Here is a 14,086-nt window from a genome sequence, read left to right as displayed (position 1 = left end):
GGCTGGGCTCCTCGGCAAAGGTCATCTGTCCGGTCATGGATGTCATCTCCTAGCTACTCGGTCAACCCATTGTATCAGAGGGCTAAATCAGAGGGTCCTTAATAAATTACAATGTGCTAATAAGCTTTAATATAAGATGAAAAGTGATTTGCGCACGCCGCGCAGAGGGGGCTTATTCCGTTGTGCGCTGCCGGTATCTACGCAAAAATTTCTCGTGTTTGCAGTGGTAAAATCTACGTGGGTGAGACCGGCGGGCAGCGCACTGGGCCGGCCGTCGCCCTTGGCGCGAAGAGGTAGATCTGCTATCGTCCCGGCGCTACAGGCAATGGTTTTACCGCGAACTTTCTATGGCGACAAAGATTGGTCCCCTCGCAGTGGTAGATACTGAACCCCGTCAGGCCCGGAAGGGAGCAGCGGCAGGTATTGATCCAGGTGCCGGGGTGTGGCTGGTTGGCGTCGCCTCCCCAAATTCTCTTCGATGGTAGGCGTATATCAGGCCCTGGCGCGGCGCTGGCGTCCCCAAACCTTTGCCGATTTCGTAGGGCAGGAAACCGTCGTCAAGCCCCTGCGCCATGCCCTCGACTCCGGCCGCCTGCACCATGCATTTCTCTTTACCGGTACCCGCGGGGTTGGCAAAACGACCCTGGCGCGCCTGCTCGCCAAATGCCTCAATTGTGAGCAGGGGGTCAGTAGCAGCCCGTGCGGTGAGTGCAGCGCTTGCCGCGGCATCGCCCAGGGCAGCTTTGTCGACCTCTTGGAAGTAGACGCCGCCAGCCGCACCCGGGTAGATGAAACCCGCGATTTGCTCGATAACGTGCAATATGCGCCGAGCGTTGGGCGCTACAAGGTCTACCTCATCGACGAAGTCCACATGCTCTCTACCCATAGCTTCAACGCCTTGTTGAAGACCTTGGAAGAGCCGCCGGCGCATGTGAAATTTCTCCTGGCCACCACCGATCCGCAAAAGATCCCGGCCACCATTCTCTCGCGTTGCTTGCAGTTTCATCTGCGGCGCCTCGAACCAGATCAGATCGTTGCTCGCTTGCAGCAGATTCTTGCGGCGGAGGGCATTGCCGCGAGCACCGAGGCCTTGGCGGCGCTGGCGCAGGCGGCGGATGGAAGCCTGCGCGATGCCCTGAGCCTGACCGACCAGGCGATTGCCCAGGGGGCCGGGCAGGTCGACCTCGACACCGTCGTGGCCATGCTCGGCCTCTGCCCTCGCGATGTGGCGGCCAACTTTCTCCTTGCCCTTCTCGATCGGGATGCGCAGCGGGTTTTTGCCCTTTTGCAGGAGCAACTCGCTCTGGGGCAGGATGCCGCCGCTTTGCTCGATGCCCTCATCGAGGAACTGCACCGCATGGGGCTCGCCCAGTGGCTCGAAGAGGCGCGTCGGCAACTCCCCCCCGCCCTGCAAGAACGGGTGACTGCACAATCGCCGCTGCTACTGCAGTCTTGGTATCACATTTTGCTCTCGGCGCGGCGAGACTTCGCCCTTTATCCCAATACCCGCATGGCCATCGAGATGGCGCTGTTGCGGCTTCTGGCCTTTTTATTGCCGGAAGGACCGCAACCGGCGCTTTCGGCACCCGCCACCACCGTCTCTGTCGAGGCAAAGACCGCAACGCCTATGCCCAGGGCGGAACCGCCTGCGGCGGTGCCGAATGCCGCTGCCCTCTCTCCGCAAGCGGCTTGGGAGGCCTTGCTACCGCAGTTGTCGGTGAGCGACGCGCAGCGGGAGTTTTTGCGTCATAGCCGTGCCCGCCGCTGCGATGCCAGTCGCCTCGAGCTTGCCCTCGACCCAGCCTATGAATCTCTGCTGCGGCGCGAGGAAGACGCCTTGCGTGCAGCCCTGCGCGCGTACTGGCAGGCTGATACGACTCTCGAGATCACCACCTTGGCGACCGGTGCCGAGGCTACTTTGGCGCAGGAGAGCGCGGCACGCAGCCAAGCGGAACGCGAGGCGATTGCCGCCGCGGCCCTGGCGGACCCGCGGTTGCAGGAATTTCAGCAGGAATTGCCAGCACGATTATTGCGGCTGGAAATCGATGGTCGAATACACCCCTTGTAGTGGAGGAAGAGAACGATGATGAAAGGCGGTTTGGGCAATATCATGAAGCAGGCGCAGCAGATGCAGGAGCGCCTGCAGCAGGTGCAGGAAGAGTTGGCGCACGTGGAGGTACAGGGGCACGCTGGCGGCAACCTGGTGGAGGTGACCATGACCTGTCGCAACGATGTGCGGCGGGTGCGCATTGATCCTTCGCTGCTCGCCGACGGCGATCAGGAAATGCTCGAGGATCTCGTTGCGGCAGCGGTCAACGATGCCCTGCGCAAGGCCGAAAAGACCAGTTCCGAGCGTTTGGCAACGGTTACCGGTGGGATGAACATTCCGGGGCTGAACCTACCTTTCTGAGCCATGGCCGCCGGCACTCCCTCCCTCGATCGCGTCGTCGCCCTGCTCCGGCGCTTGCCCGGCATCGGCCCGCGCTCGGCGCAGCGCATCGCCCTCGACCTACTGCTGCGCAAGCGCGCCCTCATGCCGCAATTGGCCGAGGCCCTCGCGGCTGCGCACCGTAGTGTCCGCCACTGCAGTCGCTGCAACAACCTTTGCGAAGATGAGCTGTGCAGCATCTGTAACAGCGGCCGTCGGGATCGGGGCCTGCTTTGTATTGTCGAGTCTCCGGCCGACCTCCTGGCCATCGAGGATTCCGGATCCTATGTTGGCGAATATTTTGTGCTCATGGGCCATCTTTCTCCTCTCGATGGCATCGGGCCGGACGCCTTGCACCTCGATCTTCTCGAACAACGCTTGCAAGAGACGGGGCTGCAGGAAGTGATCTTTGCCACCAATTCGACTCTGGAGGGGGAGGCGACGGCGCAGTTTGTGGCTGCCTTGGTACCGGAAGGGATTCGGGTTACCCGCATTGCCCGGGGGATTCCCATGGGCGGCGAGCTCGAATACCTCGACCGCAGTACCCTGGGGCGTGCCGTGCAGGGCCGTGGAACACTAGATTTTTGATATAAAACAATGAGGATGACCGTATGATCAGCACTGCCGCGCCCCTGCCCGGGGACAATGTGTTTTTTCTGTTGATGGGTGCCATTTTGGTATTTGCCATGCACGGTGGCTTTGCCTTCCTAGAGCTCGGAACGGTGCGCCGGCGCAGTCAGGTCAACGCCTTGGTAAAGATCTTGAGCGACTTTGGCATCTCGACGATCGTTTACTTCTTCATTGGCTACCACATCGCCTACGGCATCAGCTTTTTTGGCAATGTGCAGGAGCTCACCGGTAGCGACCAAGGCTTTGCCATGGTGCGCTTTTTCTTTCTGCTCACCTTTGCGGCGGCAGTGCCCGCAATCATCTCCGGTGGTATTGCCGAGCGGGCGCGTTTCGTGCCGCAGTTGGTGGCCACCGCCTTTCTCGTCGGTTTGGTGTATCCCTTCTATGAAGGCATCGTCTGGAATGGCAATTATGGGATACAGGCGTGGTTTACCCAGCACTTTGGGGCGCCCTTTCACGATTTTGCCGGCTCGGTGGTGGTGCATGCGGTTGGCGGTTGGATGGCCTTGATGGCGGTCTGGCTCCTCGGCCCGCGGCGCGGGCGTTATGGTCGTGATGGCAGCATCCACCCCATGCCCCCTTCCAATATCCCGTTTTTGGCCTTGGGCTCGTGGATTCTCATCATCGGCTGGTTTGGCTTCAATGTGATGAGCGCGCAGCAGCTGCAGACGGTGCAGGGGCTGGTCGCCCTCAACTCCCTCATGGCCTTGGTTGGCGGTATGCTCGCCGCTCTCGCCCTAGGTAAGGGAGATCCGGGCTTTGTGCACAACGGTGCCCTAGCCGGTTTGGTGGCCATCTGCGCTGGCTCCGACGTGGTGCAGCCCATCGGCGCCCTGGCCATTGGTGCCATTGCCGGGGCGATCTTTGTGTATCTCTTCACCTTTGTGCAACATCGGCTGCGCCTCGACGACGTGCTCGGCGTGTGGCCCTTGCATGGCGTTTGCGGGGCCTGGGGCGGTATTGCGGTTGGCATCTTTGGCCTGCGTGCCTTGGGGGGTGCCGGTGGCGTCAGCATCGTCTCGCAGTTGTTGGGAACCGCTCTGGGGTTGACCATTGCCATGCTCGGCAGCACCGTAGTGTATGGTCTGCTGCGGCAATTTGTCGGGATTCGCCTCGATGAGGAGCAGGAATATCTCGGCGCCGATTTGGCTATCCATCATGTCAGCGCCTACCCTGAGGAGGACATCCAGAAAGCCTGATGCCGTCTTTGCTCCTTCCCCGCGATCTTCTCCCTGAGGGCCTGAAGGCTCTGCCGCAGCGGCCACGCGCCGCGCATAAAGGTAGCTTTGGTCACGTTTTTGTGCTCGGTGGCGACGCGGAAATGGGCGGTGCCCTGAGCCTGGCCGCCCTGGCGGCCTACCGCAGCGGCGCGGGGCTGGTGACCGCCATCGGCCACCCCGCCGCCCGCACGTACTTGGCGGCGCAGCTACCGGAAGCGACCTGGATGGACTGGCCGGCACGCCTGGCCAGCCGCCTGCCGGCAAGCGCCGTCCTTGCCCTCGGCCCTGGCCTGGGGCAAGGGCTCGCCGCCCACGACCTGTTGCGCGAGGCCGCGGCCCTGCCCCAGCGGCAGCTCTGGGATGCCGATGCCCTCAACATCCTCGCGCGCTTTGGACCATCCCTTTTGCAGGGACGGGCGGAGCGCATCTTTACCCCTCACCCCGGCGAGGCGGCCCGGCTTTTGGGGAGCACCGCGGCGACAATACAGGCAGACCGGCCCGCTGCCATCGCTGCGCTTTGTGCCCGCTACGGCGGCATCTGGATACTGAAGGGGGAGGGTACTCTGGTTTCCGATGGCGGTTTTCTCGACCGTTGCCCCTGGGGTAATCCGGGTATGGCAACCGGGGGCAGCGGTGATGTCCTGAGCGGCATCATCACCGGCCTCTGGGCGCAGGGTTTGATGGCGGTAGAGGCAGCCCGACTCGGGGTTTGTATCCATGCCCGCGCTGGCGATCTGGCGGCGGCCTCCCTGGGCGAGGCGAGTTTGCTGGCCCGCGACATCATCGCTCAGATTCCTCGCGCCTTGCGGGGCGAGCCATGAGCAACGAAGCCGAACTGTGGGAATGGGACCGCGCGCATTTTTGGCACCCCTTCACGCAAATGGCCTGCTGGGGCGATGACGACCCCTGGATCATCGAGCGCGGCGAGGGTAATTACGTTTTCGACCTGCGCGGACGCAAGGCTCTCGATGCCATCGCCAGCCTCTGGTGCAATGTGCACGGACATCGTCACCCCCGTCTCGACGCCGCCCTCTGCCAGCAGCTGGGGCGTATTGCCCACAGCACCGTCCTCGGCGCCAGTCATCCCCCCGCCATTCGCCTTGCCAAGGCCCTGAGCGAGCTAGCGCCACCGGGCCTTGGACGGGTCTTTTTCTCCGAGGATGGCGCCGAGGCAGTCGAGGTGGCGGTCAAGATTGCCGCCCAGTATTGGCAAAACCTGGGTAGGCCCGAGAAACGTCTCTTTCTCTCTCTCGACGATGCCTATCATGGTGATACCGTTGGTGCCAGCTCCCTCGGCGGCTTCCCGCTTTTTCATGGGGTCTATGGGCATTTGCACTTTCCCGTGCGGCGCCTACCCAGCCCCTGGCTGCTGCAGGTGGCGCAAGGGAGAGACGGCGCCCGTGCCCGAGAGCTGTGGCTGCAGGCCCTGGAGCAGATCCTGGCTGCCCAGGGGCAGGAGATCATTGCCCTCATCCTCGAAGGCGGGGTGCAGGGAGCCGCAGGGATCCTGCCCTACCCGCCGGGGCTCCTTGCCGGCGCGACGGAGCTTTGTCGCGCCTACCACGTGCTGCTCATCGTGGACGAGGTGGCCACCGGTTTTGGCCGCAGCGGCACCCTTTTTTATTGCGAGCAGGAAGGCGTCAGTCCGGATCTGCTCGCCCTCGGCAAGGGCATCAGCGCCGGCTACCTGCCGCTCGCCGCCACCCTCGCCCAAGAACATATCTACCAAGCCTTTCTTGCCCCCTTCGGCGAGGCCAAGCAGTTTTACTACGGCCACACCTACACCGCCAATCCTCTTGCCTGTGCCGTCGCCCTGGAGAGTCTGGCGCTCTTTCGCGAAAACGATCTTTTGGCACAGGTGCGCGCGCGCATCGAGCAATTGCGCGTGGGGCTGGCGCGCTTTGCGGCGCTGCCCTATGCAGACGCGCCGCGGCAGTTTGGGCTGATGGCAGCGGTCCCCTTACGCAATCCGAAAACCGGCCAAGCCTATGCCTACGGCGAGCGGCGGGAATATGCCGTTTGTCGGCGAGCGCGCGAGGCCGGGGTCTACCTGCGCCCCTTGGGTGATAGCCTTGTCATCGTCCCACCCCTAGCGGTGACAGCCAACGAAATAGATCTTATCCTGCAGGTTCTACAGCAAAGCATGGCCGAGGAAAGCGCCGCATGAAAACGATTGGCGAGATAATGCAGACAACGGTGGTTTCCGTGCAGGAGACGGATCCGGTGGATGGCGTGGGCAAGAAGATGCTGGAATCTGGGCACCACAGTCTGCCGGTACTCGATGCCGAGGGGCGGGTGACGGGAATCATCACCGAGCGCGATCTCATCGACGCCCACCGGCAGGTGCACCTGCCGACGGTGATTTCCCTCATGGACATCATCGTGCCGATTTCCGGCATGCACGAATATGCCGAGGATCTGCGTAAGGTGACCGCCGTCGATGCCCGCGGCCTTGCCACCCGGCGCCATCTGCAGCTCGCGCATCCCGAAGAAAACCTCGACGCCGTTGCCGATCGCATGTTTCAGCATCATCTCCACGCCTTGCCGGTGGTAGACCAGGAAGGCAAGCTGCAGGGCATGGTCAGCCGCTCCGACATCCTGCGGGAGCTGCTGGCGCAGTCATGATCTGGCAATTCGGCTCCCTGGCCGCCACCGAGGCCTGGGCGCGTCGTTTTGCCGCCCTCGTACCCATTCCCGGCGTGCTCTACCTGCAAGGCGATCTCGGAGCCGGCAAGACTGCCTTGGCGCGGGCCCTAATCCATGCTCTCGGCTACAGCGCCGTGGTGCGTAGCCCTACCTACACCCTGATCGAGAGCTACCCGACCCCAGCGGGTATGGTGCTGCACCTCGATCTCTACCGCCTGAACGAGCCGGAAGAACTGGAATATCTGGGCCTGCGTGACTACCTGCAGCAAAACGCCCTGTGGTTGGTGGAGTGGCCGGAACGTGCCTTGGAATATCTACCCCCTGCGGACCTCGTGTTGCAGCTGGCCTTGCTTGGCGAGACGACCCATCGCCTTGCGGCCACGGCACCGTCCGCCCGCGGGGAGGCCTGGCTTGCCGCCTTGGCGGATTGTGCAGGCGGGGACTTCGCCCATGGCTGAGATGCGCCGGGTACAGGTGATGAGCCCGCAACTGGCCGATCGAATTGCCGCCGGCGAAGTAGTGGAGCGCCCGGCCTCGGTGCTCAAGGAGTTGGTAGAAAACAGCCTTGACGCCGGCGCGCGGCAGGTTGACGTGCGCTTGGAGGGTGCGGGCATCGAACTCCTCGAAGTGCAAGACGATGGCAGCGGCATCCCCGCCGAGGATCTCCCCTTGGCCTTGTCTCGGCATGCCACGAGCAAGCTCTATGACGACCAGGAGTTGGCGCAGATTCACAGTTTTGGTTTTCGCGGCGAGGCCTTGCCCGCCATTGCCTCGGTGGCGCGGCTAGAAATCAGCAGCCGAGCGACGGGAGCCAATGCCGCCCGCCGCCTACGTTTGGATGCCGGTATTATCGTCGAGGATACCCCGGCAGCACGCGCCCAGGGCACCACGGTGCGGGTGGAAGACCTGTTCTACAACGTGCCGGCGCGGCGCAAATTCCTCAAGGCCCCGAGTACCGAACTGCAGCGCATTCAAAAGCTCTGGCGCCAGTTTGCTCTAGCGGCCTTCCCGGTGGATCTACGTTTGGCCCAGGGCAAGCGCCAGCTCGCCCACTATCCCGCCGCCCGCACGGAACTCGACCAAGATGCCCGGGTTGCCGCGGTCATGGGCGACGACTTTTTGCGCAACGCCCTGCGCTTTGCCCAAGAGCACGGCGAGCTGCGACTATGGGGCTGGCTGGGCTTGCCGAGTTTCAATCGCCCTCGTGCCGACGAGCAATACTTTTTCGTCAACGGCCGCGCCATCCAGGATGCCGGCCTGCGTCATGCCCTGCGCTCGGCCTATGCCGATGTGCTCTTTCAGGACCGGCAGCCCGTCGCCATCTGCTATCTGGAACTCCCGCCGGAGCGGGTCGATGTTAACGTCCACCCCGCCAAAACCGAGGTGCGTTTTCAGGATGCCCGCCAGATCCACGATTTCGTTCGCCACAGTCTCGCCGAGATCATTGCTGCGCAAGCGCGACCGCGCTCGGCTGCGGTGGCCCCGGCAGAAGCGGTGCTGCAAGAGCGGCCACAATCGCAGCTGCCGCTGAACGCCTTCGCCCCCACCCCAGTGCGCGAAAACGCTGCCGACTATTGGGAAAAGCTGGTCGCCCCAGTTTTTGCTGCGCCAGAGCGCGCGGCGCCAACCCGGCAGGAAGACGCCGAGCCCTGGCAGGCCTACCCCCTCGGCCGTGCCCTGGGGCAGATCCATCATCGCTTCATTGTTGCCGAAAATGCCGAGGGCATGTTGCTGGTTGATCAGCACGCCGCCCACGAGCGCATCCTCTACGAGCGTTTCAAGAGCCAGCGCGCTGCCGGGCAGCGACAACATCTTCTCCTGCCTCTCACCCTTTCGCTCACCCCAGCCCAGGCGGAACGCTTGGAGGAGCGGGCGGCGCTCTTGCAAGAGGCGGGGCTCGATTGGTCCCGCGCGGGGCCCACGAGTGTGCGCATTCATGCCTGCGCACCGGGCTTTCCCCAGGCGGCTATTGCTGATTTGGTGGCCGATTGTTTGGCAGAAGAACCCGCTTGGCAGGCAGGGCAGGGGGATGAGCGCCTAGCGGAGATGGCCTGCCATGCCGCCATCAAGGATCACCACGCCCTGAGTCTTGCCGAAATGAACGCCCTCCTGCGCCAGCTGGAGACGACACCGCGCTATACCCAGTGCAATCATGGTCGCCCCACGGTGGTGCAATGGAATCTGGCGGAATTGGATCGCCTCTTTTTGCGTGGCCGATGAGTTTGCCTGCACTACCCACCATTTTCTTGCAGGGACCGACGGCAAGTGGCAAGACCGGCCTTGCCCTGCGCTTGGCGGATCAGTTCCCCCTGCGTCTCATTAGTGTCGACTCCCTAGCGGTATATCGCCATTTTGACCTGGGCAGTGCCAAGCCCGATGCCAGTCTGCAGGCGCGCTATCCCCATGCTCTCATCGACTTGCGCGAGCCGGAGCAGCCTTATTCCGCCGGAGATTTTGCCCGCGACGCCCGCGCCGAGATCGATGCCGCCTGGCAAGCCGGGCAGATTCCCCTCTTGGTGGGGGGCACCGGCCTATACTTTCGCGCCCTGGAGCGCGGTATTGCCCAACTGCCGCCTGCCGATCCCGCCTTTCGCCAAACCCTGCAAAAAGAGGCCGAGCGCTACGGCTGGCCGGCCCTGCACCGGCGACTGCGCGAACTCGACCCCGAGCGTGCTGCTGTCATCCAGCCCCAGGATGCCCAACGTATCCAGCGCGCCCTGGAGTTGTTGGCCCAGGGTGCCAAGATCGCCGCGGATTGGCAAGGTGGGCTCAAAACGCCTATCTGGAAGATCCAGCTGCAGATTCCCCGCCCCGAGTTACATCAACGCATCGCCGCGCGTCTCGAGGCCATGTACGCGGCGGGTTTTCGGGAGGAAGCCGAAGCCTTGTATCCGCGCTATGGCGAAGCCGACTTGCCGGCCAGCCGCTCCGTCGGTTATCGCCAACTCTTTGCCTGGCAGCGCGGCGACCTCACCCTGCCAGCTGCCGAGTTGGCCGCCTTGCAAGCCACCCGGCAACTCGCCAAGCGCCAAGAAACCTGGTTTCGCGCCGAAACCCCGGATTGGACAGTGCACCCGCTACATGGCGAGCAAGTTCATATCCTGATTGCCGAGCTCCAACGGCGCCTCGCGGCCTTTCCCTTGCCCTAGGAATATTGGATGGGCACCGCTACGCTCTCTACATCGTGTTAGAAGGATGCCCGGAGGATCGCTCATGGATTCTGCAATACCGCCCCAGCGCCGCTACCTGGGTGTCGACCTGGGCGGCACCAAAATCGAGGTCGCCTTGCTTGCCGACGACGGCAGTTTTTTGCTGCGCGAACGACGCCCCACTCCGCAAGGCGATTATGCTGCTACCGTCGAGACCATTGCCGACCTAGTCGAGCTTGCCGATGGTGTCGCTGGCTCGCGGCTGCCGCTGGGGGTGGCCATTCCCGGTTCCGTGTCGCCGGTGAACGGACTTGTGCGCAACGCCAACTCCACCGCCCTCAATGGTCGCGCGCTCCTCGCCGACCTCGAGCAGCGGCTGGCGCGCCCGGTGCGCCTGCACAACGACGCCAATTGCCTGGCGGTGAGCGAAGCACACGATGGCGCCGGGCAGGGCGCGCGGGTCGTTTTTGCCGTCATCCTCGGCACGGGGTTGGGGGCAGGAATCGCCATCGACGGTATCGATTGGCTGGGTCGCAACGTCATTGCCGGCGAATGGGGCCATAATCCCTTGCCGTGGCCGCGCGCCGACTGGGGCGAAAATGCAGCCCCTTGGTGTTGGTGCGGAAAGCCCGGCTGCATCGAGACCTGGCTCTCGGGCCCGGGATTTGCGCAGGATCATTTCCAACAAAGTGGCCAGCGTCTGGTTCCCGCCGAGATCATGGCTGCCATGCGCAAGGGGGACGCCGCGGCCGGCGCGAGCTTTTTGCGCTATTGCGATCGCTTGGCCCGTGCTCTGGCTGAGATCATCAATATCCTCGATCCCGAAGTCATTGTTCTTGGCGGCGGCATGAGCAACGTCAGTGAGCTGTATAGCGAGCTGCCGCAGCGCTGGGTCGACTGGGTATTTTCCGACACGGTACGCACTCGCCTGACCCCGGCGCAGCATGGCGACTCCTCGGGCGTGCGGGGTGCTGCCTGGTTGTGGCGGGGAGCAGCGCAGTAGGCTCACGTAGGTGGAGATTGACAGAAAGCCGATTGGCGCCGTATCATTTGCGCCACGTTGCGGGAATAGCTCAGTGGTAGAGCACAACCTTGCCAAGGTTGGGGTCGCGAGTTCGAGCCTCGTTTCCCGCTCCAAATACTCCAGGGAAAGGTTCCTTTCCCTTTTCTTTTGGCTGGGTGGCAGAGTGGTTATGCAGCGGCCTGCAAAGCCGTGTACCTCGGTTCGATTCCGGGCCTAGCCTCCAAATTAAATCAATTAGTTACACATAAAAACGCCAAAACAAACTCGTTAATATTGAATTTTCGCTGCAAATATGCTGCACTGACGGTAAGTTTCTAGTGCAGCGTGAGTGCAGCATGGCAAGCATAAACCCACGAAGGGACCAAGACGGTATCATCATTGGATGGCAGGCTATCGTCCGGAAGAAGGGGTTTCCGTCCCAAACGAAGACCTTCCGAACCAAACGTGACGCGGAAGCCTGGGGCAAGATCACAGAGTCGGAAATGGAGCGTGGTATCTTCATTCAACGCACCGAATCCGAGCGGACTATTCTATCGGACGTTTTGGATCGTTATGCGCGGGAAGTTCTGCCAAACCAGAAAGGCGGAGATCGCGAGATGTCCCGTATTCGTGCATTGAAATCAGGCTTGGGACAGTATTCTCTGGCAGCATTATCGCCCGCTATCGTCGCTAAATACCGTGACAACCGCCTAAGCACGATCAGTTTGTCGACAGGGAGATTGGTCGGCCCTCAGACAGTCAAGCACGAACTATCGCTGCTCCAAAGGGTGTTAAAAAAGGCTTCTATGGAATGGGGGATAGGGCTTCCCGGTGGTATCCCCACGGCCACGGTAGCGAAACCAAAGTTGCCTCGCGCGAGGGATCGACGGCTGGTTGGGGATGAGGAAAAACGCCTTTTGGAGGCATGTGCGGTTTCAAACGCATTTTGGCTTCTACCTTTGGTTACCCTCGCAATCGAGACGGCCATGCGGGCAAGTGAGTTGCTTTCACTCACTTGGTCGCGAATCGATTTGGAGGGAAGGGTTGCTACATTGCCTGAAACTAAAAACGGTGATCTGCGCCGGGTTCCATTGTCCCGTAGGGCAATTGAGGTGTTGCAAACCATGCCACGGGGAATTAACGATAAACCTTTTCCGATTAGCTATCGTTCTTTGTCCAAATCTTTTTTGAGTGCGTGCGATCGAGCCGGAATCAAGGATCTGCATTTTCATGATCTGCGACATGAGGCAACCAGTCGTCTTTTTGAAAAGGGATTGAATCCAATGCAGGTTGCAGCCATTACTGGTCACAAGACCTTGCAAATGTTGAAGAGGTACACGCATTTGAGGGCTGAAGATTTAGCGAGGCTGTTGGATTAATTAAGGCAGTTGTGACCGTCGCTTCTAAAATCTAAGCCATACTGTGAGTATGGCTTAGTATTGCTTCCGACTTAAATGTTAGGTTGAAACAGCCTGGTTAAAACTATCAAACACTGTTAGTGCTTGTTTGGCGGACTCAAGCGTATTACTAAGCGGTAATAGAAATTCGTCATAAGCATCGTTTTCCCAAGCATCAACCAATTTCTTTTGATCCAGCGAAATAGGAATATAAAAGGATAAAGCATCTTTATCATCATAATGAAAATTGTAAGGACGTAATTTTTCTAAATAATCATTTAAGTATAAGTTGATCCTTCTTTTCCACTCCCTCTTTCTTTCCTGAAGGTTGTTATGATAGATTAAGCCAATTTTGCTACTACCAATGCCGCACAAGTCGGCAAGAATGTAATCATCAGTATCAGCAATGTTACCAAAATAATCTAGGCTGAACCATTGATCATTTGGATCCCAGCTATTTGGATAACATGTTGATCCTACCAGTGTATCATCTTCATCAGCGCCAAACTTCCAGTCATTTTGTTTCGCCCATGTTTCGATAAGATCATTGATGTTACTTAATATTTTAGGCCAAACCGCCTCCTCAAAATACACTTTAGTTTTATTGAATAATTCTAGATCATTAAGAATAATCACTTCTGGATCTGATGTTTCCATTACTATATCCTCTTAAAAGGTGAGAGTATGTTTTAAAAAAAGTTCAGAAAGTCTAAGGCTAAAGTTACAATCAGATGGTTGCTTCTCTAGTCTCCTAATAGTTCTCATTAGGTTGTAGGACAGCTTTTTCCAAGTCATGGCAGTAGTGTTTCCAAGTTGAGTAAATTCTACATTTGCTTGCTCTCCTGTAGCCGTTAAATATACCAAATGGTATGGATTTCCTGAGCTTAATATTCTAATAGAGTTGAGATACGTCTGTGTTTGACAAGGTTGTTCTGTTGAATCTATTTTTGCCTCTATACCTATTACAAATGGATTTATTTCGGAGTAATTCTTTATAATTACATCAATCCTTTTCGGCGTTCCGTTTTCATCACACTGGTGTTCAGTGCCAACAAATATCTTGCTATCCCCTAGTAGTGAAAATTTCTTCTTGCTATGCAGATTAACGAGATTTAAGAATGATTGTAGAAAAATACCTCCAAGACCATGATCTCCGGAAGGATCCAGGAGCCATGCAAGAATACCAACATTGGCTCTTTCATCCCTTTTTATCCCTGAAATGCTCCATGGGTTACACAAGGACCCTCTTCTTATTGATTTATGCAAAGGATCCTTTAGCTTTTCAAAGAAAAGTGAAAGAGGTAACCCGTCAGGTTTATTAATAGGTGTTTCTGCTGGTCTTAAATTATGTTTTGATAAGTGGTTGAAGAATTTTCGTAAAGCACCTGGATCTATAGAAATCTTTTTTTGTTTTCCTGTTTCCATGATTTTAAAACGAATTCTATCAAAGAATTCTTTCATCTCGCTATTCGGTATGTTTTGTGTCATAATGAGCCTCGTTAAATTAAACTTAATAGCAGAATCGTGAGCTATTTGCAAGTCTGTGTATGCGTCCACCACCTTTGGCACTGTGGTAGATGTTGGAGGAGGAAGGATAGCGGTGGTTTCTGTCC

At 59.1% G+C, this 14,086-nt stretch carries 14 protein-coding genes, 2 tRNA genes and 1 other RNA gene; 15 read left to right on the top strand and 2 right to left on the bottom strand.

The features are described 5' to 3' along the window. The first annotated feature begins 358 nt into the window (after window positions 1-358). The 15 genes from ffs to RTI30_RS07865 all read left to right on the top strand — a co-directional run bounded on the left by ffs (window position 359) and on the right by RTI30_RS07865 (window position 12,455). An RNA gene (gene ffs, locus RTI30_RS07935) (signal recognition particle sRNA small type) lies at window positions 359-455 on the top strand. Next, window positions 443-2,068: a DNA polymerase III subunit gamma/tau gene (dnaX, locus tag RTI30_RS07930; RefSeq protein ID WP_312262962.1), complete on the top strand. Its 1,626-nt coding sequence runs from the start codon at window positions 443-445 to the stop codon at window positions 2,066-2,068. Before ffs ends, dnaX begins: the two co-directional genes overlap by 13 nt. Before the next feature lie 15 nt (window positions 2,069-2,083). Continuing rightward, complete coding sequence (locus RTI30_RS07925) at window positions 2,084-2,410, top strand: YbaB/EbfC family nucleoid-associated protein (protein ID WP_409449693.1); 327 nt, start codon at window positions 2,084-2,086, stop codon at window positions 2,408-2,410. 3 nt (window positions 2,411-2,413) lie between these two features. Next, complete coding sequence (gene recR, locus RTI30_RS07920; protein ID WP_312262961.1) at window positions 2,414-3,016, top strand: recombination mediator RecR; 603 nt, start codon at window positions 2,414-2,416, stop codon at window positions 3,014-3,016. Between the two features lie 23 nt (window positions 3,017-3,039). Next, the gene (locus RTI30_RS07915; RefSeq protein ID WP_312262960.1) at window positions 3,040-4,257 is read left to right on the top strand and encodes an ammonium transporter; all 1,218 of its coding nucleotides are present in this window, start codon (window positions 3,040-3,042) and stop codon (window positions 4,255-4,257) included. Continuing rightward, a complete protein-coding gene (locus RTI30_RS07910; protein WP_312262959.1) occupies window positions 4,257-5,099 on the top strand; it encodes an NAD(P)H-hydrate dehydratase in 843 nt (280 codons plus the stop codon). The genes RTI30_RS07915 and RTI30_RS07910 overlap by 1 nt, the downstream gene beginning before the upstream one ends. After that, window positions 5,096-6,445, top strand: a complete 1,350-nt coding sequence (gene bioA, locus RTI30_RS07905; RefSeq protein ID WP_312262958.1) for an adenosylmethionine--8-amino-7-oxononanoate transaminase — start codon at window positions 5,096-5,098, stop codon at window positions 6,443-6,445. Before RTI30_RS07910 ends, bioA begins: the two co-directional genes overlap by 4 nt. Continuing rightward, window positions 6,442-6,903, top strand: coding sequence for a CBS domain-containing protein (locus RTI30_RS07900; protein WP_312262957.1), 462 nt, complete (start codon window positions 6,442-6,444; stop codon window positions 6,901-6,903). The genes bioA and RTI30_RS07900 overlap by 4 nt, the downstream gene beginning before the upstream one ends. Further along, window positions 6,900-7,382 (top strand): tRNA (adenosine(37)-N6)-threonylcarbamoyltransferase complex ATPase subunit type 1 TsaE, encoded by a 483-nt coding sequence (tsaE, locus tag RTI30_RS07895; protein ID WP_312262956.1) that lies wholly within the window; start codon window positions 6,900-6,902, stop codon window positions 7,380-7,382. The genes RTI30_RS07900 and tsaE overlap by 4 nt, the downstream gene beginning before the upstream one ends. Then, entirely contained in the window at window positions 7,375-9,144 is a 1,770-nt protein-coding gene (gene mutL / locus RTI30_RS07890) for a DNA mismatch repair endonuclease MutL (RefSeq protein ID WP_312262955.1), read from the top strand. Before tsaE ends, mutL begins: the two co-directional genes overlap by 8 nt. Then, window positions 9,141-10,073, top strand: a complete 933-nt coding sequence (gene miaA / locus RTI30_RS07885) for a tRNA (adenosine(37)-N6)-dimethylallyltransferase MiaA (RefSeq protein WP_312262954.1) — start codon at window positions 9,141-9,143, stop codon at window positions 10,071-10,073. Before mutL ends, miaA begins: the two co-directional genes overlap by 4 nt. A gap of 64 nt (window positions 10,074-10,137) precedes the next feature. Continuing rightward, window positions 10,138-11,076, top strand: coding sequence for an ROK family protein (locus tag RTI30_RS07880; protein WP_312262953.1), 939 nt, complete (start codon window positions 10,138-10,140; stop codon window positions 11,074-11,076). 59 nt (window positions 11,077-11,135) lie between these two features. Continuing rightward, window positions 11,136-11,210: transfer RNA gene (locus RTI30_RS07875), tRNA-Gly, on the top strand. A gap of 36 nt (window positions 11,211-11,246) precedes the next feature. After that, window positions 11,247-11,320, top strand: a tRNA-Cys gene (locus tag RTI30_RS07870). A gap of 112 nt (window positions 11,321-11,432) precedes the next feature. Further along, window positions 11,433-12,455 (top strand): site-specific integrase, encoded by a 1,023-nt coding sequence (locus tag RTI30_RS07865; RefSeq protein ID WP_312274801.1) that lies wholly within the window; start codon window positions 11,433-11,435, stop codon window positions 12,453-12,455. A 78-nt stretch (window positions 12,456-12,533) separates the two neighbouring features. Here the strand turns inward: RTI30_RS07865 and RTI30_RS07860 are convergent, their stop codons facing one another. Both RTI30_RS07860 and RTI30_RS07855 read right to left on the bottom strand, forming a co-directional pair. Beyond that, window positions 12,534-13,130, bottom strand: coding sequence for a hypothetical protein (locus tag RTI30_RS07860; RefSeq protein ID WP_312262951.1), 597 nt, complete (start codon window positions 13,128-13,130; stop codon window positions 12,534-12,536). A gap of 12 nt (window positions 13,131-13,142) precedes the next feature. Next, the coding region (locus tag RTI30_RS07855; RefSeq protein ID WP_312283589.1) for a PD-(D/E)XK nuclease family protein at window positions 13,143-14,086 on the bottom strand (944 nt) is incomplete at its 5' end.

The sequence above is a fragment of the Candidatus Igneacidithiobacillus taiwanensis genome (assembly GCF_031962545.1).
Lineage (GTDB): Bacteria > Pseudomonadota > Gammaproteobacteria > Acidithiobacillales > Acidithiobacillaceae > Igneacidithiobacillus > Igneacidithiobacillus taiwanensis.
Note: the sequence above shows the minus strand (reverse complement) of the source record. Positions and strands in the feature narration are given on the sequence as shown.

What these genes read in the sequence shown, in the direction of transcription:
- tsaE (WP_312262956.1), top strand. Translation starts at nt 6,900, where the DNA reads ATGATCTGGCAATTCGGCTCCCTGGCCGCCACCGAGGCCTGGGCGCGT.
- mutL (WP_312262955.1), top strand. Translation starts at nt 7,375, where the DNA reads ATGGCTGAGATGCGCCGGGTACAGGTGATGAGCCCGCAACTGGCCGAT.
- RTI30_RS07915 (WP_312262960.1), top strand. Translation starts at nt 3,040, where the DNA reads ATGATCAGCACTGCCGCGCCCCTGCCCGGGGACAATGTGTTTTTTCTG.
- recR (WP_312262961.1), top strand. Translation starts at nt 2,414, where the DNA reads ATGGCCGCCGGCACTCCCTCCCTCGATCGCGTCGTCGCCCTGCTCCGG.
- RTI30_RS07910 (WP_312262959.1), top strand. Translation starts at nt 4,257, where the DNA reads ATGCCGTCTTTGCTCCTTCCCCGCGATCTTCTCCCTGAGGGCCTGAAG.
- RTI30_RS07860 (WP_312262951.1), bottom strand. Translation starts at nt 13,130, where the DNA reads ATGGAAACATCAGATCCAGAAGTGATTATTCTTAATGATCTAGAATTA.
- miaA (WP_312262954.1), top strand. Translation starts at nt 9,141, where the DNA reads ATGAGTTTGCCTGCACTACCCACCATTTTCTTGCAGGGACCGACGGCA.
- RTI30_RS07880 (WP_312262953.1), top strand. Translation starts at nt 10,138, where the DNA reads ATGGATTCTGCAATACCGCCCCAGCGCCGCTACCTGGGTGTCGACCTG.
- RTI30_RS07900 (WP_312262957.1), top strand. Translation starts at nt 6,442, where the DNA reads ATGAAAACGATTGGCGAGATAATGCAGACAACGGTGGTTTCCGTGCAG.
- RTI30_RS07925 (WP_409449693.1), top strand. Translation starts at nt 2,084, where the DNA reads ATGATGAAAGGCGGTTTGGGCAATATCATGAAGCAGGCGCAGCAGATG.
- bioA (WP_312262958.1), top strand. Translation starts at nt 5,096, where the DNA reads ATGAGCAACGAAGCCGAACTGTGGGAATGGGACCGCGCGCATTTTTGG.
- RTI30_RS07865 (WP_312274801.1), top strand. Translation starts at nt 11,433, where the DNA reads ATGGCAAGCATAAACCCACGAAGGGACCAAGACGGTATCATCATTGGA.